The organism is Streptomyces sp. NPDC006314 (assembly GCF_040613075.1).
Taxonomy (GTDB): domain Bacteria; phylum Actinomycetota; class Actinomycetes; order Streptomycetales; family Streptomycetaceae; genus Streptomyces.
The window spans coordinates 17,932-39,303 of record NZ_JBEXRL010000003.1 but is presented as its reverse complement, the minus strand read 5'-3'; the positions used below and the strand labels follow the sequence as shown (position 1 = coordinate 39,303).

At 70.6% G+C, this 21,372-nt stretch carries 20 protein-coding genes, 2 tRNA genes, 2 pseudogenes and 1 riboswitch; of the genes and pseudogenes, 12 read left to right on the top strand and 12 right to left on the bottom strand.

The window, feature by feature from the left end; genetic code table 11:
* The 3 genes and pseudogenes from ABZ079_RS05785 to ABZ079_RS05775 form a co-directional block, all read left to right on the top strand.
* A pseudogene (locus ABZ079_RS05785) lies at window positions 1-301 on the top strand (RNA helicase); the annotation flags it as partial.
* Between the two features lie 145 nt (window positions 302-446).
* Window positions 447-1,952, top strand: coding sequence for an amino acid permease (locus tag ABZ079_RS05780; protein ID WP_356938162.1), 1,506 nt, complete (start codon window positions 447-449; stop codon window positions 1,950-1,952).
* A 98-nt stretch (window positions 1,953-2,050) separates the two neighbouring features.
* A tRNA-Lys gene (locus ABZ079_RS05775) sits at window positions 2,051-2,123 on the top strand.
* Window positions 2,124-2,207: 84 nt separating this feature from the next.
* On the opposite strand, the gene ABZ079_RS05770 is transcribed toward ABZ079_RS05775, so the two are convergent.
* From ABZ079_RS05770 to ABZ079_RS05745, 6 genes are all read right to left on the bottom strand, one after another.
* Entirely contained in the window at window positions 2,208-2,585 is a 378-nt protein-coding gene (locus tag ABZ079_RS05770; protein WP_356938161.1) for a hypothetical protein, read from the bottom strand.
* A gap of 462 nt (window positions 2,586-3,047) precedes the next feature.
* Entirely contained in the window at window positions 3,048-3,635 is a 588-nt protein-coding gene (locus ABZ079_RS05765; protein WP_356938160.1) for a class IV adenylate cyclase, read from the bottom strand.
* A gap of 11 nt (window positions 3,636-3,646) precedes the next feature.
* Complete coding sequence (locus ABZ079_RS05760) at window positions 3,647-4,309, bottom strand: SAM-dependent methyltransferase (RefSeq protein ID WP_356938159.1); 663 nt, start codon at window positions 4,307-4,309, stop codon at window positions 3,647-3,649.
* Complete coding sequence (locus ABZ079_RS05755; protein ID WP_356938158.1) at window positions 4,227-4,799, bottom strand: hypothetical protein; 573 nt, start codon at window positions 4,797-4,799, stop codon at window positions 4,227-4,229. Before ABZ079_RS05755 ends, ABZ079_RS05760 begins: the two co-directional genes overlap by 83 nt.
* A gap of 61 nt (window positions 4,800-4,860) precedes the next feature.
* Window positions 4,861-5,763, bottom strand: coding sequence for a radical SAM protein (locus tag ABZ079_RS05750; protein ID WP_356938157.1), 903 nt, complete (start codon window positions 5,761-5,763; stop codon window positions 4,861-4,863).
* Between the two features lie 105 nt (window positions 5,764-5,868).
* Window positions 5,869-6,561 carry a haloacid dehalogenase-like hydrolase gene (locus tag ABZ079_RS05745; RefSeq protein ID WP_356938156.1) on the bottom strand — a complete coding sequence of 231 codons (693 nt, stop codon included), beginning with the start codon at window positions 6,559-6,561 and terminating at the stop codon, window positions 5,869-5,871.
* Window positions 6,562-6,658: 97 nt separating this feature from the next.
* Here ABZ079_RS05745 and ABZ079_RS05740 point away from each other — a divergent pair, with 97 nt between their 5' ends.
* Both ABZ079_RS05740 and ABZ079_RS05735 read left to right on the top strand, forming a co-directional pair.
* Window positions 6,659-7,432, top strand: a complete 774-nt coding sequence (locus tag ABZ079_RS05740; protein ID WP_356938155.1) for an XRE family transcriptional regulator — start codon at window positions 6,659-6,661, stop codon at window positions 7,430-7,432.
* On the top strand, window positions 7,419-7,886 hold the full coding sequence (locus ABZ079_RS05735) for an NUDIX domain-containing protein (protein WP_356938154.1): 468 nt from the start codon (window positions 7,419-7,421) through the stop codon (window positions 7,884-7,886). The genes ABZ079_RS05740 and ABZ079_RS05735 overlap by 14 nt, the downstream gene beginning before the upstream one ends.
* Here the strand turns inward: ABZ079_RS05735 and ABZ079_RS05730 are convergent.
* The 3 genes from ABZ079_RS05730 to ABZ079_RS05720 all read right to left on the bottom strand — a co-directional run bounded on the left by ABZ079_RS05730 (window position 7,874) and on the right by ABZ079_RS05720 (window position 10,831).
* Window positions 7,874-8,437 carry an HD domain-containing protein gene (locus ABZ079_RS05730; protein WP_356938153.1) on the bottom strand — a complete coding sequence of 188 codons (564 nt, stop codon included), beginning with the start codon at window positions 8,435-8,437 and terminating at the stop codon, window positions 7,874-7,876. The genes ABZ079_RS05735 and ABZ079_RS05730 overlap by 13 nt on opposite strands.
* A gap of 558 nt (window positions 8,438-8,995) precedes the next feature.
* The gene (locus ABZ079_RS05725; RefSeq protein ID WP_356938152.1) at window positions 8,996-9,598 is read right to left on the bottom strand and encodes a hypothetical protein; all 603 of its coding nucleotides are present in this window, start codon (window positions 9,596-9,598) and stop codon (window positions 8,996-8,998) included.
* 546 nt (window positions 9,599-10,144) lie between these two features.
* Entirely contained in the window at window positions 10,145-10,831 is a 687-nt protein-coding gene (locus ABZ079_RS05720) for a TetR/AcrR family transcriptional regulator (RefSeq protein ID WP_356938151.1), read from the bottom strand.
* A 129-nt stretch (window positions 10,832-10,960) separates the two neighbouring features.
* Between ABZ079_RS05720 and ABZ079_RS05715 the strand changes: the two genes are divergently transcribed.
* Window positions 10,961-11,611 (top strand): NAD(P)H-dependent oxidoreductase, encoded by a 651-nt coding sequence (locus ABZ079_RS05715; RefSeq protein WP_356938150.1) that lies wholly within the window; start codon window positions 10,961-10,963, stop codon window positions 11,609-11,611.
* A gap of 16 nt (window positions 11,612-11,627) precedes the next feature.
* Window positions 11,628-12,932 (top strand): annotated as a pseudogene (locus tag ABZ079_RS05710) (DHA2 family efflux MFS transporter permease subunit); the annotation flags it as partial.
* Window positions 12,933-13,214: 282 nt separating this feature from the next.
* On the opposite strand, the gene ribA reads toward ABZ079_RS05710, so the two are convergent.
* Complete coding sequence (ribA, locus tag ABZ079_RS05705; protein ID WP_356938576.1) at window positions 13,215-13,868, bottom strand: GTP cyclohydrolase II; 654 nt, start codon at window positions 13,866-13,868, stop codon at window positions 13,215-13,217.
* Between the two features lie 127 nt (window positions 13,869-13,995).
* On the bottom strand, window positions 13,996-14,526 hold the full coding sequence (locus tag ABZ079_RS05700; RefSeq protein WP_356938149.1) for a MarR family transcriptional regulator: 531 nt from the start codon (window positions 14,524-14,526) through the stop codon (window positions 13,996-13,998).
* Window positions 14,527-14,602: 76 nt separating this feature from the next.
* Here ABZ079_RS05700 and ABZ079_RS05695 point away from each other — a divergent pair, with 76 nt between their 5' ends.
* From ABZ079_RS05695 to ABZ079_RS05675, 5 genes are all read left to right on the top strand, one after another.
* Window positions 14,603-15,736 (top strand): dihydrofolate reductase family protein, encoded by a 1,134-nt coding sequence (locus tag ABZ079_RS05695; RefSeq protein ID WP_356938148.1) that lies wholly within the window; start codon window positions 14,603-14,605, stop codon window positions 15,734-15,736.
* A gap of 88 nt (window positions 15,737-15,824) precedes the next feature.
* A tRNA-Met gene (locus ABZ079_RS05690) sits at window positions 15,825-15,898 on the top strand.
* Window positions 15,899-16,078: 180 nt separating this feature from the next.
* Window positions 16,079-17,263, top strand: coding sequence for a PP2C family protein-serine/threonine phosphatase (locus ABZ079_RS05685; protein WP_356938147.1), 1,185 nt, complete (start codon window positions 16,079-16,081; stop codon window positions 17,261-17,263).
* Window positions 17,264-17,496: 233 nt separating this feature from the next.
* A riboswitch (cyclic di-AMP (ydaO/yuaA leader) is annotated at window positions 17,497-17,665 on the top strand.
* A gap of 7 nt (window positions 17,666-17,672) precedes the next feature.
* Window positions 17,673-18,704, top strand: coding sequence for a M23 family metallopeptidase (locus tag ABZ079_RS05680; RefSeq protein ID WP_356938146.1), 1,032 nt, complete (start codon window positions 17,673-17,675; stop codon window positions 18,702-18,704).
* A 93-nt stretch (window positions 18,705-18,797) separates the two neighbouring features.
* The gene (locus ABZ079_RS05675; RefSeq protein WP_356938145.1) at window positions 18,798-19,742 is read left to right on the top strand and encodes an aldo/keto reductase; all 945 of its coding nucleotides are present in this window, start codon (window positions 18,798-18,800) and stop codon (window positions 19,740-19,742) included.
* Window positions 19,743-20,056: 314 nt separating this feature from the next.
* Here ABZ079_RS05675 and ABZ079_RS05670 read toward each other — a convergent pair whose 3' ends face one another.
* The gene (locus tag ABZ079_RS05670) at window positions 20,057-21,364 is read right to left on the bottom strand and encodes a PrsW family intramembrane metalloprotease (protein WP_356938144.1); all 1,308 of its coding nucleotides are present in this window, start codon (window positions 21,362-21,364) and stop codon (window positions 20,057-20,059) included.
* Window positions 21,365-21,372: the final 8 nt, after the last annotated feature.

Sequence of the window (21,372 nt, the reverse complement as noted above, 5' to 3'; positions counted from 1 at the left end):
CCGGGACGACCGTGGTGGCCGTTCCTTCGAGCGTCGTGACGAGCGTCGTCCGTTCGACCGTGACCGCAATGACCGTGGTGGCCGTTCCTTCGAGCGCCGGGACGACCGCGGCGGCTTCCGCCGGGACGAGCGCGGCGGCCACCGGGGCAGCGACCGTCCGTTCAACCGCGACCGCCGTGACGACCGCCCGGGCTTCCGCTCGGCCGGCCACGACCGTCCCAACGGCCGCCGTGACGACCACCGTGGCACCGGTTCCTTCGGCCGCCGCGAGGACAAGCCGCGCTGGAAGCGCAACGGCTGACGCCGGTTTGAGGCAAGGGGGAGGGCCCGTACGACTTCGGTCGTGCGGGCCCTTCCGCGTGCCCGGCCGTTGGCGTTTTCCGGCCCCGCCGAGTCCTCGATCGAGTGACGTATGTCACGGCACTGGTGAGGGAATTGCTGGGGGCATGACAGATGATGCGAGAGTGAGTGGGCTGTCGGACGAGGAACGGCTGGCCCAGCTCGGTTACACCCAGGTGCTCGCCCGCCGGATGTCGGCGTTCTCCAACTACGCCGTCTCCTTCACGATCATCTCGGTGCTGTCCGGCTGCCTCACCCTGTACCTCTTCGGGATGACCACCGGCGGGCCCGCGGTGATCACCTGGGGGTGGGTCGCGGTGGGGCTGATGACCCTGTTCGTCGGCCTGTCTATGGCCGAGATCTGCTCCGCCTACCCGACGTCGGCCGGTCTGTACTTCTGGGCCCACCGCCTCGCGCCCCCGCGCTCGGCGGCGGCCTGGGCGTGGTTCACGGGCTGGTTCAACGTGCTGGGCCAGGTGGCGGTGACCGCGGGCATCGACTTCGGTGCGGCCTCGTTCCTTGGCGCCTACCTCAACCTCCAGTTCGGCTTCGGGGTGACCCCGGGCCGCACGGTGCTGTTGTTCGCGGCGATCCTGGTGCTGCACGGGCTGCTGAACACCTTCGGTGTCCGCATCGTGGCCTTCCTGAACAGCGTGAGCGTGTGGTGGCACGTCCTCGGTGTCGCGGTCATCGTCGGCGCGCTCGCCTTCGTACCCGACCACCACCGGTCGGCGTCCTTCGTGTTCACGCACTTCGTCAACGAGACGGGCTGGGGCAGCGGCGCGTACGTGGTCCTGCTCGGCCTGCTGATGGCCCAGTACACCTTCACCGGCTACGACGCCTCCGCCCATATGACGGAGGAGACCCACGACGCGTCCACGGCGGGCCCCCGGGGCATCGTCCGCTCCATCTGGACGTCCTGGATCGCCGGCTTCGTGCTGCTGCTGGGCTTCACCTTCGCGATCCAGTCCTACGACAAGGAACTCGCGTCCCCCACGGGCGCCCCGCCCGCCCAGATCCTCCTGGACGCCCTCGGCGCCACCACCGGCAAGCTCCTGCTCCTGGTGGTGATCGGCGCCCAGCTCTTCTGCGGCATGGCCTCCGTCACCGCCAACAGCCGCATGATCTACGCCTTCTCACGTGACGGTGCGCTGCCCTTCTCCCGCGTCTGGCGCACCGTCAGCCCCCGCACCCGCACCCCCGTGGCGGCGGTCTGGCTGGCCGCACTGGCCGCCCTCGCCCTGGGTCTGCCGTACCTCATCAACTCCACGGCCTACGCGGCGGTGACCTCGATCGCGGTCATCGGCCTCTACATCGCCTACGTCATCCCGACCTTCCTGCGGGTCCGCAAGGGCGCCGCCTTCGAACGCGGGCCATGGCACCTGGGCCGCTGGTCGGGACCGATCGGCGTCGTCTCGGTCGTCTGGGTCGCCGCGATCACGATCCTCTTCATGCTCCCCCAGGTGTCCCCGGTCACCTGGAAGACCTTCAACTACGCCCCGGTCGCCGTCCTGGCGGTCCTGGGATTCGCCGCGACCTGGTGGCTGGCCTCGGCCCGCCACTGGTTCCTCAACCGGACCCACGCCCCCGCTCCGGCGCCGACCAAAAGGTGACCTACGCCCCGCTCCGTCCCCGCCCGACGCGGCCGGTCGCCGATACTCGATCGGAGACCCGGCCTCGTCCGGCTATGCTCAGACAGGCAACATCGCCTGGGCCCTTAGCTCAATTGGCAGAGCAGTGGACTTTTAATCCATTGGTTGTGGGTTCGAGTCCCACAGGGCCTACGGCTGCGGGGGAGGGGAGCACCCCCTCTGACCTGCTACGCAGCGTCCGGGTCGGCTTCGGTCGGCTCGGGCGCTGTCTCGTTTTCAGGCCCGTGCGTGAGCGATGCGTGAGCGGATGTGGCCGTGGCCTGCGGATCGGCCAGGGGCCGAGGCGGACGGTTCGGCAGCTGCCGGGCGAGACCGAGGGATCAGCTTCCCTAACGAGGATGCGGCGGAAGGTCTCCGAGACCGTCTCGGGGTGGAGCAGGAGCCGTCCTCCTTCGTGAAGACCTTGCCCGCGTCCTGCCAGGCGCCGCCCCAGTCCGCACGCTCCTTGGCCTGGCGGGCCTTGTGGTCGCGCAGCACGGCGATGTTCATGCTGTCCAGCGCGATCGTGTTCGCGCTGCCGTCCGTCTTGGGCTCGGACTCGTAGGGGTCCCAGCCGTCGACCACGACGGCGTGTACGACGTGTAGACGTACCACTGGAGACCCGCCCTGGCCACGGGGCTCATGCCACGGGGGACGGCAGGCTCTTCCGTGGCCAGGGCGGGGGTTTGACCGCGGCGGAGGAACCTGCTCTGGCCGCGGTGCCTGCCAGTACGCCGGGCGGAGGACGGTCCTGCGGCGGTGGCCTCGTTCGGCTGGTCAGGGGGAGCCGGTTCGTCCCTGCTGAGCAGCGACTCCCAGACCCGTGCTTGGAGCTCGCGGATGCAGGGCCCGCACGCGTACATGGGAGCCTGAGCACCGGCGACGCTCGCGGGGCCGATTCACAGGACGCGTGTCCAGCGCTGCCCGCGGTAGAGCCAGCAGAACCCGTCGACCCATTCGTTGCCGTCGTCCCTGGCTGCTGGGGCGGGTAGCCCGCCCCGGGCGAATTCGGCGACCCCGGGGATCACCCTGTGCTGTAAGGCGATGCCCGTCAGCATGGTTCGTCGGCTTTCTCGATCAGGATCCCTGGGCCGCCGAGGAAGCGTTCTCCTGCTTCTCTCCGTCGGAGAACAGCAGGGTGGGCTCGGCGAGGATGTCGCGGCCGGCCTCGCTCTTGTAGATCTCGTCGACGCTGCCGAACCGGGCCTCGGAGTAGTCGAGGCCCAGAAGATCGGCGGCCTGTCGGACGGACGCCTCGTCGGGGCCCTCGATCTCCAGGAATGTGGGGAGGTCGGGCCAGGTGTCAAAGTCGAAGGCGACTTCTCCCAGGCGCCATTCCTCGCGGTAGTTCTCCTGGTAGCGGACCTCGGTGAGGCCGACTCGGCGGAGGATGTCGGCCATGGCGTGCAGGTCGGTGACCTCGGTCTCGATCTCCTTGGTGCCGTCGATCGTCGTGGCGTCGGTGACCTGCTTGAGCGTGAGCGTCGAGCGGGTGCCCTCGTCCCGCAGACGGAGCCACGCCCCGCTGTCGAGGGAGTCGTTCTCGAAGATCTTGCGGGTGAGGAGGGTGCGGGGGAGCGCCTGGACGGCACCGAGGGCAGCCAGCTTGGCCTGCAGATCGGCGACGTCGACGGCCAGGAACTTCGCCTCGTACTCGTGCTTCATGGATCTCTCTCTCAGAGACGGTCGGTGAGGGTGGACGAACGGGCCGCCAGGAGCAGGCCCATGCGATGGATGTGGTCGTGTGGCTGGCCGATGTGAGGCCGCTCGGTGAACTCGTTCGTCCGCAGGGTGAGCAGCACGTCCCAGTCCCCGAGGAAGTGACGGTGCAGGCGCTCCGGAGAGGTGTAGTGCTCCACCAGGTGATGGCGCTTTTCGACGGGCATCATGAACTCCGCACCGAACACACCGCCCGGGCGGGCCAGGCGCTGCATGCGGTCGACGAACTCGGCGAGAGGGCGGTGGTGGTTGGCACTGTAGTGCCACGAGCAGCTCGTCCAGACTGCCTCGCACGGCACGTCCAGAGGTTCCCCCGCGAGGAAGTCATCCTCGATTACCCGCACACGGTCGTGGAGTTCCTCCAGCTTGAGCCGGTCGATCAATCCCATGGCGTGCACCTGGCTGTCACCCGGGAGGTGGACCTCACCTCCGTGCACGGCGAGCGCGTCGCGTTCGATGGCCACTACGCGGTACCCGGCGGCGGCCAGGGGCAGGACGAACTTGCCGTCGCTCGCACCGACGACCGCGACGGTGGCGTCAGGGGCAACGCGTTCCCGCAGGGTCGCGAGGAACTGTGGGAAGAAGGTGAGGGTGTGCTCCCACAGGCTCTGTGTCTGCATGGGAGTGCGCTCCTTGCGTATCGGTGGCGGTGATCACGCGGAGGACTTCTTCGGGGGTGAGCCCGGTGGTGTCGATGCGTTGCATCGGGAACGAGGCGTAGGCATCCGCCACTTGGTCCGTAACGGTCTCCATCAGCGCGTCCCATCGCGATATCGGCTTGCCCCGGGCTGCGAGGCGGCGCCGGCGTTCGTCGTCAGCGCAGACGAGGTAGTAGGTGATGGGAGTCGGCGGCCAGGCCGGCAGAGTGACGCCGAGCCGGGCGCCCAGGGCGCGGTGGCTGGTGAGGCACCGGGCGAAATAGCTCTCCACGACAACCGGAACGCCGCTTCTGAGGTGGGCCTGGATCTCTTCGGCAGCTGTGAACAGTGCGGAGAGGTAGAAGCACATCCGAGCTTCGACGTTCGTCCGCCTGTCCACCTCGCGCCTGAAGGGCTGGTAGAAGGCAGGCACGGTGGGGACAAGGACGGCTTGACGTGCAGCGGCGAGCATCGGAGCGATCGTCGACTTCCCAGTGCCCCGTAAGCCTTCCAGGCTCTCGAATCGCGGCTGATCAGGCACGGGCGTACGCCACGTCCGGTACGGAGAGCGCGAGCTCGTCGGTGGCGGTGGGCCTGTGGACGATGCGGTTCGCGGCCTTCTCGTACCAGAACGCGTGGGAGTCCTTACCGACCGCCTTGCAGGACATGGTGAGCGCGCCGCGCGGGTCGGCCTCGATCCGATCGATCTGGCGAGGCCCGCCGGGCGGCGCGCAGACCTCTGGCGCGCCGTGCTCGGAAAGGTCCTCGTCGACGATCACTTCAAGCGGCAGCCTGGTCAGCGCGAGCTCTTCGCGGAGCCGGCCGTAGGCGGTCGTGTCCGTGACCAGCAGCTCGGGGTGGTCAGCGGCATTGCCTACCGGCCGCAGGTGGTGGAGCTTCAGCTGCCGGACTCCAAGCTGCCCGAGGATGCTGGCGAGAGGGAGGATCTCGCCGATGTTCCGAGAGGTCACGGTCATGGTCGCGCCCGTCGGGACACCGAGGTCCCGTGCCAGGCTGAGTGAGCTGAGGGCGCTCTGGTAGCTGCCGCGCTTGCGGATGCCGTCGTTGGTCGAGCCGACACCCTCCAGCGAGACCCGGAGCAGGTCCAGGTGCGGAGCGATCTCGGTCAGGCGGCGCTCGATCCGGTATCCGTTGGTGCAGATCTCGACGCGCTGGCCGAGTTCCTGCTTGGCGTGGCGGACGACCTGCGGGAGCTCCCGGTGGACGAACGGTTCCCCGCCGAGGAGGGTGACGGCCTGCGTGCTGTATTCGTCGCGCATCAGGGTGAGGAGCCTGACGGCTTCCTCGGCGGTGAAGGCGTCGGCGTACTGGAGTCGCTTGCCGTGGAAGCAGTGCAGGCACGTGAAGTTGCAGCGGTACAGCAGCTGTAGGTACAGCATCCGGATCTTCCTGATCCCGGTGACTTCCCCGATCACATGGGCTCCTTCGGCTGACTGCCTCGTGGGAACCCCGATGGTGGCGGTCTACCAGGGGACCTCGTCACCGCGTTCGGGGACGGTCCAAGGACGTCCTGGGACGTTTTACGGGCCCGCGAAGGACTCCAGGATGCCGAGAACCCGCCGGGTGTCCGACAGGTCGGGCAGGATCTCGTGGGCACCGGCAGCGGCCAGCTCCTCGGCACTGTGGACACCAGAGGCGACCGCAAGGATTGCGGAACCAGTGGCCAAGGCGGCTTCCACGTCGCGGGGGGTGTCTCCCACCAGGACGACGGGCACGTCAGCCGGGACGCCACGGAGCTGCTGCACGCGTTCACGCGCGACCGCGACGAGTTCGGGACGGAGTTCGGCGTCCGCTCCGTAGGCGCCAGCAGGCAAATCCAACAGCGAGTCGAGGCCGAAAGCGGAAAGCTTCACGTGAGCGTTGGCGGCGATGTTGCCGGTCAGCACAGAGGAGACCCAACCACTTCGTGCGGCAGCGGCCTTCAGCACCTCGTGAACCCCTGGCAAAGCCGTCCCGCGCAGGCGCAGATCATCAAGGCGGTCATGCCCAGCTTGCGCGAGGGTGGCCTCGATGACGGACCACTCGGGTACGGGTAGCCCGTCGCGAAGGAACATGTCGCGCATGATGAGTCGATCCGTGCGCCCCTCGGTACGCGCCGGCGCCGACGGTTCGCGTCCTGCGAGTGACGAGAAGGCGGCAGCGTAGATCTCCTTGCTGACCCCCGCGTTCTCGATGAGGGTGTGGTCGATGTCCCACAGGACGATGAGCTCCATGGCGCCAGGGTAGGCAGTCGGTTCGGTGCTCTGCTTCCGTGACAACGGCCCATAACGTCCTTGCGCGATCATGCATCCGGTCGCTTCCATGGCTCCTGTGAACGACCGACTGCACTCTGTGCTCGCGCAGCGCGGCGTTTCGCCCGAATCGCTCGCGGAAGTCTGCGAGGTGGACCCCAAGACGGTGAGCCGGTGGCTGGGAGGGCGCGTTCCACACGCACGGCATCGCTTCCGCGCCGCCCGCCACCTGCGCGTAGAAGAGACCTTCCTGTGGCCGGTGCCGCCTCGACGGTCCGGCCGACAGCGTGACGGGTTAAGCACCGAACTGGTCGGCACCTACCAGAACCGGGCCAGCGTGCCGCGGGACGTCTGGCTCTCGCTGCTGCGAGAGGCCCAGCGCGAGATCAGCGTCCTCGTCTTCTCCGGCACGTTCTTCGCGCAGTCCAATCCGCATGTAGCCAAGATGCTCTCCGAGCGCGCGGCGGAGGGGGTCCGGGTGCGCCTGTGCTTCGGTGACCCGGACGGTCAGGCAGTCGCGATCCGAGGTCGCGAAGAGGGAATCGGCGACACCCTTGCCGCCAAGATCCGAGCATCACTGACGTACTACCGGCCCCTGCTGGGCGAAGCTGGGTGCGCCGTACGCCTCCACGACACCACGCTCTACACGTCCATGTTCCGCTACGACGACAACCTTCTGGTGAACCCTCACATCTGGGGGCAGCCGGCCAGCGCCAACCCCCTGCTCCACCTCAAGAGGGCTGAAGGGACTGGGTGGTTCGACACCTACGCTCAGAGCTTCGATGCCGTCTGGGCCGCCGCGCGGCCGTGGACACCCGACCACGAGAGGACCACCGCCCATGGGCAGGACTGAGTACTACAACGACCCGGCCGCCCCGAAGGCAAACACCCTCATCCCGGCCAGCAACCTGCTCGTCGTCGACGAGACCGGAGCCATCCTTCTCCAGCGCCGCCGTGACACCGGCCAGTGGGCGCTTCCCGGAGGCGCGCAGGACATCGGCGAGACCGCGGCAGAGTGCGCGGTACGCGAGTGCCTGGAAGAGACCGGCATCGTCGCCGAGATCACCGGCTTCCTCGGCGTCTACACCAACCCGAACCACATCGTCGCCTACAGCGACGGAGAGATCCGCCAGCAGTACGAGAACACGTACATCGGCCGCCCCATCGGCGGAGCTCCCACGATCAACGACGAGGCCGACGGGGTTCGCTTCGTCCAGCCGGCCGACCTCGACCAGTACGACATCCACCCGAGCATGCGCCAGCAGATCGGGGACTACCTGGCCGGCACCTATCCCTACCTCGGCTGAGCTGCCAGCGCCACCTCGATCCTCTGCACAGAAGAGAGGATCTCCGGCGCCGCGCGGCGGATGAACCGGCCGACCACACTGTCCGCGCCATAGCGGCTGATGATCTCTGCGATCCGCTCCTGCGCACTGGTCCGGCCGCCGTCGGGCGTGGTCGTCATGTCGCAGTACACGAGAGCGTCCACCAGCAACGGCTCCTCCAGTAACGGAAACTCCGACGCCAACTCGTCCCGCAGCCCTCGCTCCTCGGCCTCCAGCAGGGCAAAAGAGTGGTTCGCGACCAGCCGATTGAGCCGCTCCTCGGCCCCATGCTCGTCACGGAGGAACCTTGCCCCGTCCAGCGGGTGGAACCCCGTCACGGCCAGCCGAGGTGCGTACCCGACGTCGTGCAGCGTGGCGGCAGCGACGAGAAGGTCGCTGGACTCCCCGAGAAGCCGCCGGACTTCGGTGGCACGCTCGGCCACTTCTTGCGTATGGGCCCACCTACGCGGAAGCTCAGCGGCGAGCTCGGATTCCGCTACCTGCGTCGCCCACTTCGTGATCAGATTGGCCATGTCTGGCTTCATGCCCCAGGGTCTGTCGAACACACCACGACGGCTGCCTGAGGCTGCCTGCTGAGAAGGCGATCCGCGGCTGGTGGCTGTGAGCGACCGCAACCGCCGCGCCGAAGCCGTCCGCCGACGCTCGACCATCGCAGCCTCGACGCCCACCGAGCAGAACGGGAGCCGCCGAGGCTCTTTTGCGTGAGCGATGTGTGAGCGGACGGTGCGTCACGAGCCGTTACGAGCCGCACCGCGCATCACGACGCACATACTCTGACCAGGCAGTTCCGGACGCCGAGGCACCGTCCGGAACCACCCGGCAAGCCTTGGCCAGGACTTTTGATCCATTGGTTGTGGGTTCGAGTCCCACAGGGCCTACGGTCGGCAGACGGGCTGCACGCTCTCTGACCTGTTACGCAGCGCCCGTGGCCTGCCGCTCGGCCGCGGCCGGACCGCACGACGCGACGGCATCCGGACGAGGCCGGGGGATCGGCTGCGTGGCCTTCTCGGCGATCCCCGGGCGTGACCGCCTCACCATGGCGCGAGCGGTGTCCGGTGATCCGTGGACCGTTATCGCGAGTACACGACAACCACATGGAAGTTGCGGTCTGCCAGCCTCCCGGCCGAGTTGAACGTCTGGATGTACAGACAGTTGTCGGTCCCGGCACGGCCCACGACGGTGATCTCACCGGGTTCCGACGTGCCGGAGTTGCCGGGAAGGCCGAGGCTCGCGACATAGGTGCCGTTGGTGATCCGCACATCGAAGCAGACCTGATAGGTGCCGACGGGGCTTTCGACCCGGGAGGCCGACGCGGCACCGAAGCTCTGGCCGGGAACGAGGGACCCGCCCGCCCTCACGACGGCCCGCACGATCCTCTGGTCTCTGTTCTGATCGTGCTCACCGAGCCCCTTGGCGGCTGTTGCCGTGGCTGCGGAGTTCGTCGTGTTCGGCGGCACCGGCGTTGCCGCGCCGGCCGCGTGGGCGGCTGCGGGTGAGGCGAGGAGAAACCCCGCGACCACGGAGCCGGCTACTGCCGTGAGACCACTGGCGACCCTGGTTCCAAGAATCACGCTTGCTTCCTTCTCTGTGAGTGCCGGATCCACCCGGAGACGCCCAGGGAAGCCTTCGCGCTCGATGGGCGCCACGGTGACTTTCGTGATCAGCGATTCCATGGGCGTCGCATGCGGTTTCACATTCGATTCGAGCGCCACCCGTGCGGGCCAGTGAAATGCGCTGAATGAGGCGGGAGCGGCGGGCTCGCCTCAGCGGGTCCGGCCACACCCTGATGCGGCCTTGGCCTCCGTGACGGTTCGGGTCGGGTCGACCGCGGTCTCGGCCGAGTGCGGCAGGCGCTGCCCCCCAGCAGGTGTCCGTCGTCGGTTTGACGGCTCGGACGATCGCCGCATGCACGCGGAGGGTCTCCGCGAAAACGGCGGGCCTGTCCACCGACAGGTTGATCAGGGGCTTCTGGGCGCAGGCGGGCGGCGAGGAGGGCGATCTCGTCGTCACGCATTCCGCTGGCCGACCGGGTCAGCAGGGTGCCGAGCAGGTGCTCCGGCGAGTCGTCGGCCGGCAGTCCCCTCTCGGGCAGGGCGGGCACGCGGCACCGTCGACCGGCGGTGCGAGGGGTTCGGCCCCAGGGTGCGCGGCGCCGGGGCCGAGAGGCGCCCTGCGTCGCGTACCGGGTGCCGGATTCCGCGGCGGCGGGCGCCAGCCGCTCACTTCACCCCGTAGGCCCGCAGGAACGCCGCCACTCCGCCCCTGACCAGGTGGTCCGTCTGCGCCGACGGGAGGGGGAGGACGCCGTAATGCGTGGACTGGACGATGGTGTGGGAGGTCAGGGCCATGAAGTGGGCGGCTGTCAGGGCCGCGTCGCCGTGGAGGTCGAGCAGGCCGGCGTCCGCGAGGTGTGTCATCGCCTCGGCGAGGGCCCGGCTGACGGGTTCCGGGCCCGCTTCGTGCCAGGCCTTGAGGACCTCCGGCGGTACATGGTCGGCCTCGGCGTGGATGTGGCGGACCAGCGCGAAGTGGTTCGGGTAGTCGCTCATGAGGCCGACGAAGGCGTGGGCCAGGGAGACCAGGTCGCGTTCCAGGCCGTCGGGTCGCGGCAGGCGCTCGGGGTCCACCATGGAGCGCAGAAGGGCCAGTTGGGCGTCGCGGACCTCGCTCGACGTCCAGGTCACCACGGTCTGGAAGAGCTGCGCCTTGCCGCCGGGGAAGTGGTTGTAGAGCGTGCGCGTGGAGACGCCGGCCTCGGCGGCGAGCGCGTCGACCGACGCGCGCGCGTAGCCCTCGCGGCCGAAGAGCGTGCAGGACGCGCTCGCGATGGCCGTCTGCTTCTCCAGCTTGCGCGGTGAGAGCTCGCGCCGCGCCTGTTCCAGCCGGGACTCGTTCGTTTCGCCCACGCCCGCCTCCTTGGTGACCACCCGACTCTAACCGACGTACAACGACCGTTGTAATTGTTACAACGATCGTTGTACTTTGCTGGGGGGGCGTCGCCGAAACGGCCCGCCCGTACGAGATGGGGGACACCTGTGTCTGCAACCGCGTCTACTGCTTCGGTCACCGATTCCGGGTCCGGGTCCGCCCGCGCCGAGGACCTTCCGCTCCGTGTCGCCGTCGTCGTCGGCAGCGTGCGTGAGGGGCGGCAGGGCCGGGCCGTCGCCGACTGGTTCCTCGCCACCGCCGCCGGCGACGCGGATCTCGACCTCGACGTCATCGACCTGGCCGAGGTGGAACTGCCGCTGGTGCTGCCCGGCTGGGGCGGCGCGCCGAGTCCCGAGACCGCCGCCGTGTTGCGGGACGTCTCGCCGCGGCTCGCCGCCGCCGACGCCTTCGTTGTCGTGACGCCCGAGTACAACCACAGCTTCCCGGCGGCGCTGAAGAACTTCATCGACTGGCATCACGCCGAGTGGCAGGCCAAGCCGGTCGGTTTCGTGTCGTACGGCGGTCTCGGGGGCGGGCTGCGCGCGGTCGAGCAGCTCCGGCTGGTCTTCGCCGAACTGCACGCGGTGACCGTGCGCGACTCGGTCAGCCTGCACGGGCCCTGGTCCGGCCTGGGTCCGGACGGCGCCCCGCGCGACGCGGACGTGTGCGCCGGAGCCGCCAAGGGCATGCTCGGCCAACTCGCCTGGTGGAGCCGGGCGTTGCGCACCGCTCGCGCCGAGCGCCCCTACGCGGGCTGAGGGGGGGGCCGGGCAGATGAGCATCCTCCGCCCAACTCGCCCCAGCGGGACCAGTGAGCCGACGGAAGCCACCCGGCCCCTCCGGCCCGCCGAGACCGTTCGGCCCGCTGGGCCCACCGAGTCCGGGGAAACCGAGGCCACCTCGCCCCAGCCCGGCGCCCTGTACCGCGTCGTCACCGTCGTCGTCATCGGCAGCGTCATGGCGGTGCTCGACATGACGATCGTCAACGTCGCGCTGCGCCGCCTCTCGGAGTCCTTCGGCGCCCCGCTGGAGACGATGCAGTGGACGGCCACCGCCTACACGCTGGCGCTCGCCGCGGTCATCCCGGCCGCCGGCTGGGCGATGGGCCGTATCGGTGCCAAGCGGACCTATGTCACCGCCCTCGCCCTCTTCACGCTGGGTTCCCTGCTCGCCGCCTGCGCGTGGGACGCCGGCAGCCTCATCGCCTTCCGCGCGGTGCAGGGGCTCGGCGGCGGGCTGCTGCAGCCGGTCGGCATGGCGATGGGCATGCGGGTCGCCGACCGGGCACGGCTCGGCCGGGCGATGGGCCTGCTGGGACTGCCCATCCTGGTCGGCCCGGTCGACGGCCCGGTACTCGGCGGCTGGCTGGTCGACGCCGCCTCCTGGCACTGGATCTTCCTGATCAACCTGCCCGTCGGCACCCTGGCCCTGATCCTCGCCGTCCGGCTCCTGCCCGAGGACGCCCCGGACGCCCGCGGCGCGGACCTGCCCCGGCTGGACGTCCCGGGCCTGGTGATGCTCTCGCCCGGTCTCGCCCTCCTCCTCTACGGCCTCGCCCACGGCGGTGAACGAGGCGAGTTCACCGCACCCGGGGCCCTCGTGCCCACGCTCGCCGGTGCCGCCCTCACGGTGGCCTTCGTACGGCGGGCGCTCACCGTCCGCGCGCCGCTGCTGGACCTGCGACTGCTGCGGGACCGTACCTTCGCCACCGCCGTCCGCACCCTCGCCCCGTTCACCTGCGGCTACTTCGGGTCGATGCTGCTCGGGCCGCTGTACTGGCAGCAGGACAGGGGGGTGAGCGCGACGACGGCCGGGCTGCTCGGGGCGCCGGTCGGCCTCGTGGTCGGTACGACGATGCAGGTCGCGGCGCGGCGGATCGACCGGGTGTCACCGCGCCGGCTGATCCCGGTCGGGTGTGCGGTGGCCGCCCTCGGCATGGGCCTGATGGCCTGGCAGACCGGTACGGCGGACGTGGCGCCCTGGCGGATCGTCGCCGCGGGCATGGTCATGGGTGTCGGCGTGGGCATGACGCTGATGCCGACGATGACCACCGCCACCCGTGACCTGCCCGCGGGCCGGCTGGCCGGAGCGAGCACCGCGCTGAGCATCAACAGCCAGCTGGCCGCGTCCGTCGGCACGGGCCGCGCTGTCGGTGATCCTGGGCTCGGCGGGCACGGGCCCGGCCGGCTTCCGCGTCGCCTACACCGTGGCCGCGGCGCTGCTCGGCCTGGGGATCATCCCGGCACTCCGGCTCCCGGGCCGACGAGAGATCTGAGACCCGGCCCGCCCCCCCCGGGGCGGCCCGGTCCGACGGCCTGGCCCGAAACGGCCCTGTCCGACGGTCCGGCCCCGAAACGGTCCTCAGCCCACGCCCAGTTCCGTCAGTTCCGTCAGTTCGTCCAGCTCGGCCAGGGGCAGCGTGTGCTGGGTCTGGAGGACCTTCGCGCGGAGGTAGCGGACGTTGTGGGTCGTGGTGAAGACACCGGTCGGCACCCGGTTCCGGACGCCGGCGCCCAGCGCGCGCAACTGGTCCGCCTTGTCGGGGTTGTTGGACAGCAGGTCCAGCTCGCCGATGCCGAGGGCGGCGAGCATCTGCGCGGCGGCGGTGTAGTCGCGGGCGTCCTCCGGGAGGCCGAGGGCGGCGTTCGCCTCGTAGGTGTCGAGGCCCTGGTCCTGGAGGGCGTAGGCGTCGAGCTTGTTGTAGAGGCCGATACCGCGGCCTTCCTGGCGGAGGTACAGCAGCACGCCGCCGCGGTCGGCGATGCGCTCGACCGCCTCGCGCAGCTGGGGCCCGCAGTCGCAGCGGGCGGAGCCGAAGACGTCGCCGGTCAGACACTCGGAGTGCAGGCGCACCAGAGGGACCGGGCCGGGGTCACCGAGGACGACGGCGACGTGCTCCTGGCCGTCGGCGAGCCCGTGGAAGGTGACGAGTTCCGCTTCGGCGCTGTAACCGTCGTGGAAGCGCAGCGGTACCCGGACGCGGGCGCGCGGGGTGGCGGCGGGGATGTCGGGCATGCGGGTCTCCGGGGTCTGTGGCGTGCCATCTGCTTCAGATTTGAAGCAGATGCCGGACCGGGACCCTACCATGCTTTAAAGTTGAAGCAATGAGCTGCGGGTGGTGCTCGTAGCCCCAGGGGGCGACTCACTCGGTCGCGGGGTCCGAACACGGTGACGACCGTCGCCGCCACGGCACGTCCTCCGTGGCCGCCCCCGCGGTGTCCTCCCCCTGCAGTCCACGCGCGATCCCCGTGCAGATCTCCTCCAACTGCCCCACCTGCTCGGGCGTGAGCCGGTCGAAGAGGGTGGCGCGCACCGTCTCGACGTGCCCGGGTGCCGTACGTGCCAGCACGGCCATCCCCTCGTCCGTCAGCGCCGTGAGGCTGCTGCGCCTGTCCTGTGGGCAGTCCTCCCGGCGCACCAGCCCGTCCCGCTCCAGCCGGGTCACCGCGTAGGTCAGCCTGCTGCGGGTGATCTTCAGCGTCTCGGCGAGGTCGGTCATGCGCAGCCGCCGGCCGGGCGCCTCGGAGAGATTGGCCAGCACCGAGTAGAACAGGTGGGGCATGCCGCCCTCCTGCTGGAGCTGCCGGTCGATCGCGTCCTCCAGGAGCCGGGAGGCGGCGATGTAGGCGCGCCAGGCGCGCTGCTCCTCGGGAGTGAGCCAGCGGGTCGTCATGCTGCCAGTGTAAGTTTGTTTCAAACTTGAACCAAGACTTGGTGAGCCCCCCGGGCCACCGCGAGGGAGTGCGCCGATGCCCCTGCCGTACGTGCTGCTGTCCGCCGCCGTCTCCCTCGACGGCTTCCTGGACGACACCGGACCCGAGCGGCTCCTGCTGTCCAGCCCGGCCGACTTCGACCGGGTCGATGACGTACGGGCCTCCGTCGACGCCATCCTCATCGGCGCCGGCACGGTCCGCGCCGACAACCCGCGCCTGCTGGTCAACTCCCCCGAGCGCCGCGCGGCCCGGCTGGCGGCGGGCAGACCCGAGTACCCGCTGAAGGTGACCGTCACGGACTCCGGCGAGCTCGACCCCCAGGCCAACTTCTGGCACACCGGCGGAGAGAAGCTCGTCTACACGACCGCCAAGGGCGCCGAACGGGCCGCAGCCCTCCTCGGGGACACCGCCGACGTCGTCCCGCTCGGCACCGACCTCGACTGGCGGGCCCTGCTGGAGCACCTGCACGACGTACGCGGCGTCCGGCGCCTGATGGTCGAGGGCGGTGGCCGGGTGCACAGCCAGCTCCTCCAGCAGGGCCTCGCCGACGAACTCCAGCTGGTCCTCGCCCCGCTGCTCGTCGGTGATCCGGCGGCCCCGCGCCTGTTCGGCCCGGGGGCCTACCAGGGCGGCCGGCTGCGCCTGGTCGAGACCCGCCGCATCGAGGACGTCGTCCTCATGCGCTACGAGCCCACCGCCCCCGGCACCGGCCCGGCCCCCACCGCCGCCGACCGTCACTGGCTGCGCACCGCCTGCGAACTCGCCGCCCAGTGTCCGCCCTCTGAGACGGCCTTCAGCGTCGGCGCGGTCGTGGTCGCGGCCGACGGCACGGAACTGGCCCGCGGTCACTCCCGGGAGGGCCTCGACCCGGTGGTCCACGCGGAGGAGGCCGCGCTGGCGAAGACCGGCCGGGCCGACCCGAGGCTGGCCGGTGCCACGGTCTACAGCAGCCTGGAGCCCTGCGCCCGCCGCGCCTCCCGCCCCGCGCCCTGCGCCGAGCTGATCCTGCGGGCCGGGGTGCGCCGGGTGGTGACCGCCTGGCGGGAGCCGGACACCTTCGTCGCGGCGGCCGACGGCACGGGCGCGTTGCTCGACGGGGGAGCCGAGGTCGTCGTACTCCCGGAGTTCGAGGCGCTCGCCAAGGCCCCGAACGCCCATCTGCTGGGCTGAGACCCGGCCCGGGACCGGCAGGAGCAGGGCTCGCGGGAAACCGATGTGCATTCTGACCTGCGCGTGGCGTACAGTAGAGACACAACGGCGCGGGGTGGAGCAGCTCGGTAGCTCGCTGGGCTCATAACCCAGAGGTCGCAGGTTCAAATCCTGTCCCCGCTACTGAAGACTCAGGGCCGGAATCCATCAGATGGATTCCGGCCCTGAGTGTTTTCCCGGATGTCCGGGGGCTTCCGCCCAGTGGCATACGTCACAGCCGGTCATCCGGTCGGTCCACAGCGGTCGCCGCGCGCCCCCGTCCCCGCAAACCTGGACATACGTCGGACACGTGGGAGACAAGCGGTGCGCCCTGGTGAGGTCGAGGAGAACGCGTACGCCAGGGCGGGCGGCCGGCTTCCCGGCGACCCCGTACCCGACCCGGGCCTCGGTGACGCGCCCGCACCGGCGCGCAGGACCCGCCGCCGCCCGAGCCCACGCACCCTGGCCCGCGCCCTGCCCGCCCTCCTCATCGCCGGCGGCGTCCTCTACGGCGTGCTCACCCCCGAGAACTTCACCGCCGTCCCGTTCCTCACCGCCGCCCCGCTGATCGCCGCACCCCTGTCCTCACTGCGCACCACCGTCCTGACCGGCCTCATGGCCCTCGCCTCCGTCTACGCCGTGCACGCCCAGGCCGGCGACCACCCGGCCGTGGCCGCCGTCACGGACGTGGTCACCGTGGCCACGGTCGCCCTGCTGGCCGTCGCCATCAACCGCGTGGTCCGCCGCGGCGACCGGCGGCTCGCCTCCGCCCGGGAGATCGCCGAGGCCGCACAGCGGGCCGTCCTGCCCGAGCCCGCCGCGCGCATCGGCGGCTTCGAGATCGCCGCCTGCTACGAGGCGGCACGCCAGGACGCGTTCATCGGAGGCGACCTCTACGCGGTGCAGGACAGCCCGTACGGCGTCCGGCTGGTCGTCGGGGACGTGCGCGGCAAGGGCTTGGGCGCGGTCGCCGCCGTCGCCGTGCTGATCGGGGCGTTCCGCGAGGCGGCCGAGCAGGAGAGCACGCTGGAGGCGGTCGCCGAGCGGCTGGAGCGGGCGCTGGCCCGCGAGGGCACCCGGCGGGACGGCATCGACGCGCTGGAGGGGTTCACCACCGCCGTCCTCGCCGAACTCCCGCACGGCGAAGGCGTCGTACGCGTCGTCAACCGCGGCCATCCCCCGCCACTGCTGCTGCACGCCGACGGCACCCTGCGCACCCTGACCGCGTACGAGCCGGCGCTGCCGCTCGGCATGGGCGACCTCGGCATGTGGCCCGACCGGACGCTGGAGGCCGGCTTCCCGAGCGGGGCCACCCTGCTGCTCCACACCGACGGTCTCTCCGAGGCCCGGGACGCCCACGGCCGGTTCTACGAACCCGAACGGCGGCTCGCCGGGCGCGTCTTCCCCGACCCCGGCGCGCTGCTGGACCGGCTGGCCGAGGAGGTGCGGCGGCACACCGGCGGCGGTATGGCGGACGACATGGCGCTGCTGGCCGTACGGCAGCCATGAACACTCTCACCCCTGGTGACCGAATGACCGCAGTCCGTAGGCAAACTGAGTCACCACCAAAATCTCTGTGACTCCTGAGCCCCGCCAACTCGCCCTATTTGCAGTGGTCCTGTGGGGTAAGTCCACGGCCGGAAACGTTAACGATCAAGCCGAACGGCTTGGAAAGTGCCTGGCACGTCTATTAACGTTCGATAACGCAGCGCGGTCGTCCCAGCCGTCACAAGAGACGGCTCCGTGCGCACGCGCCGAATCCCGCGAGGGAACCGGGGAACCACCACCTTGGGGTGAATCACGCGAACGCCGATGTGAACTCGCTGAGTCCACGTCTGGTTTACGCGCGTAGGAGACCTTCCTGCTCCGAACCCGTCAGCTAACCCGGTAGGCGGAGGAAGGAAAGGAGTACGCCTGCGTGGCGTCCAACCGGCCTGCCCCAGAAGCCCCGTTCATACCGGCGGAAGCCGGGACCGAGACCTTCGGTTACGGTTCCTACCGCGCCGAGGAGGGCCCCTGGGAGGAATGGAACCCCACCGAGGACTCCATCGCCCCGCTCCGCGGCCGGCACCGCGTCGCCAAGCAGCGCGGCGGGTTCGCCCGCAGCTCCACCGTCCTCGGTGTCGGCGTGATGGCCGCGGTCGGCGCGGGCGGTATGGCCAGCGCCAACACCGGCAAGCCGCCGGTCTCCATCTCCCTGCCGGACCTGCCCTCCGTCGGCTCGCTCTTCGAGGACGACTCCTCCGCGGCGCCCGCGGCCACCACCACCGCGCTCAGCGACGTCGGCGTGACCACCGCCGACGCCGAGCAGAACGGCGACGCGGGCGAGACCCTGCGCAACCGGATCATGGCCCAGGCCGAGCAGCAGCAGAGCAAGGCCGACAGCAAGGCCACCGTCGCCGCGCTCGCCGCCGCCGAGAAGCAGACCGCGGACGCTGCCGCCAAGGCGGAGAAGGACGCCGCCGCCAAGGCCGCCGCCGCCAAGGAGAAGGCGGAGGCCGACGCCGAGAAGGCCGCCGAGGAGAAGCGGCTGGCGGAGCTGGCCAAGCAGTACGCGCTGCCGACGTCCTCGTACACGATCACCTCGACGTTCGGCCAGGCCGGCTCCATGTGGTCCTCCGGCTACCACACCGGCCTCGACTTCGCCGCCCCCACGGGCACTCTCATCAAGGCCATCCACAGCGGCACGATCACCCAGGCGGGCTGGGCCGGCTCCTACGGGTACCGCACGGTCCTCACCCTCGACGACGGCACCGAGCTGTGGTTCTGCCACCAGTCCTCGATCAACGTCACGGTCGGCCAGAAGGTCTCCACCGGCGATGTCATCGGCCGCGTCGGCGCCACCGGCAACGTCACCGGCCCGCACCTGCACCTGGAGGTCCACCCGGGCGGCCAGCCCACCGGCATCGACCCGGCCGCGTGGCTGCGGGACAAGGGCCTCAACCCCTGACGTCCGTCCCCCGGGAGCCCGTGAGGCACCCTTGGCGGGAACTCGGCGCCGGCGGCGGAATGAGATCATCCACCGCCGGCGTTGGCGTAGAGCATGACTTCTCTTCGCACACTCGGCTCCTCCGACCTCGAGGTCTTCCCGCTCTCCCTCGGCGGCAACGTCTTCGGCTGGACCGCCGACGAGAAGACCTCCTTCGCCGTGCTCGACGCCTACACGGCCGCCGGCGGTAATCTCGTCGACACCGCCGACTCCTACTCGGCCTGGCTCGAGGGCAACAAGGGCGGCGAGTCCGAGACGATCATCGGCAAATGGGTCAGGGCCCGCGGCAACCGCGACTCCGTCGTCATCGCGACCAAGGTCAGCCAGCACCCCGAGTACCAGGGCCTGTCCGCCGCCAACATCAAGGCAGCCGCCGACGCCTCCCTGCGCCGCCTGGACACCGACCACATCGACCTCTACTACACCCACTTCGACAAGCCCGAGGTGCCGGTCGAGGAGATCATCGGCGCGCTGGACGAGCTGGTGAAGGCCGGCAAGGTCCGGCACATCGCCGCCTCCAACATCACCCCCGAACGCCTCCAGGCCTCCCTGGACTTCTCCGACCGCGAGGGCCTGGCCCGCTACGTCGCCCTCCAGCCGCACTACAACCTGGTCTCCCGCGACACCTACGAGGGCCCGCTGCAGGACCTGGCCGCCCGCGAGGGCCTCGCCGCCATGCCCTACTTCTCCCTCGCCTCGGGCTTCCTCACCGGCAAGTACCGCCCCGGTACGACCGTCGACAGCGCCCGCGCCGGCGGAGCCGCGAAGTACGCCGAGTCCGAGCGCGGACAGAAGGTCCTGGCGGCCCTGGACGAGATCGCCGCCGCCCACGAGGCCCCGGTCGCCACGGTCGCCCTGGCGTGGCTCGCGGCCCAGCCGACGATCACGGCCCCCATCGCCTCGGCCCGGACGCCGGACCAGCTCCCGGCCCTGCTGGGAGTGGCACGGCTGAGCCTGACGGACGAGGAACTCGAGAAGCTGACACAGGCCTCGGCCTGACCCGCCCCTGACCACCGGGCTCCCTCCGGGCCGGGTTGCCGCTGGCTTTGCCCGGGGTGTGGTGGTGTGTCGCGGGGGTTCGGCCGGGGTCGGGTCGCTGTTGGTCTGCGGCGGGCGCGGTGGCTTGCCGCGGGGCTGCGGCCGGGCCGGGGCGCTGCCGGGCTCCGCCCGGGTGTGGTGGGCGTGTGGCGGAGCGTGTGTGGTCTGGTCGCCGTCGGGCCGGTCGTGTCGCCTACGGCACCCTCTGCTCCTCGTGACGGCGATCAGCCCTTCGCGGCCGCCGAAAGGGGGACCGGACTCCCCGCACCCGGCGCCTAGGTGCGATACGGGTTGTACGCGGGGTAGGGCCCCGCCGGAGAGCCGTACCAGTGAGGCGCCGGCACGCCGTACAGCGGTCGAGCCGGCGCAGCCGCCCTCGCCGCGTACTCCAGAGCCGGCCGCGCCATACCCCTCCGCTGCCACAGCTCGGTCAGCAACTCCCGCTCCCGTACGACGAAGTCGGCCCTGGCCAGCCCGCGCCGCCCCCGGTGCCGCAGGAACGCGAGCGAGGTGGCGTACGCCTCGTACTGAGCCACCGCCCGGGCCGCCGGCCGGCCCCCGAAATGGTGCCGGGCGTACTCCCGGGCCATCCGCCGCGCCCGCATCGACCCGAGCGCGAACGGCTCGGCCGGCCCCAGCCACCCGGCCAGCACATACGCCGGCAGCTCCTCCCGCACGATCCGCAGCTCCCGCTGCCGCGTCCAGATGGCGAGCCAGGTCAGCAACGCGAACGCGGGCACCATGAACCCGCCGTAGACGGCGAGAAACCCGTACTGGCCGAAGGTGGAGGAGCCGTTCCAGAGGGCGTGCATGCTCATCGCGAGCAGCAGCCCGCAGACCGGCACCAGCACCCGGCGGACATGCTGCCGCTCCCCGGACAGCGCGGTGATGCCGAAGCCGATGCCGGTGAGAACGGTGAACAGGGGGTGCGCGAAGGGGGACATCACGATGCGCACGAAGAAGGTAGCGGCGGTGACGGAGGCGATGCCCCGGTCGCCGTTCAGCTGGTCGGTCCCGAAGGCCGTACCGAGGTAGAGGATGTTCTCGGTGAACGCGAACCCGGTGGCGGTGATCCCGGCTATCACCACCCCGTCCACGATCCCGGTGAAGTCGCGTCGGCGGAAGAGGAAGACCAGCAGCACGGCCGCGGCCTTGGCGGACTCCTCGACGATCGGGGCTATCACGGTGGCGCCGAGGGTGTCGGCACCGGCCGGATCGGCGGTGGCGGTGGCTATCCACCTGGTCGCGAAGGAGTTGGCGACGATGGCTATCAGCGCCGCCGCGCAGGCGCCCCAGGCGAAGGCGAAGACCAGGTTCCGCCAGGGTCCCGGTTCCACCCGGTCCAGCCACCGGAAGGCGGCTGTCAGCCAGGGCACGGGCAGCACGGCCAGCCCGAGCCCGACCAGGAACCCCTCCGTGCCGGTCTGCCGCCGTACGAGCGCGAGGATCACCAGTCCGGACAGCATCAGCAGTGTGATCAGTGCCCCGTACCGCACCCATCCGCGCTGCCACCATTGCGGATGCCGGAGCGCCCCGGAGCCTGGGCTGGTGGGGGGTGTCGGGTACGGAGCACTGGTGGCCACGGCATCGA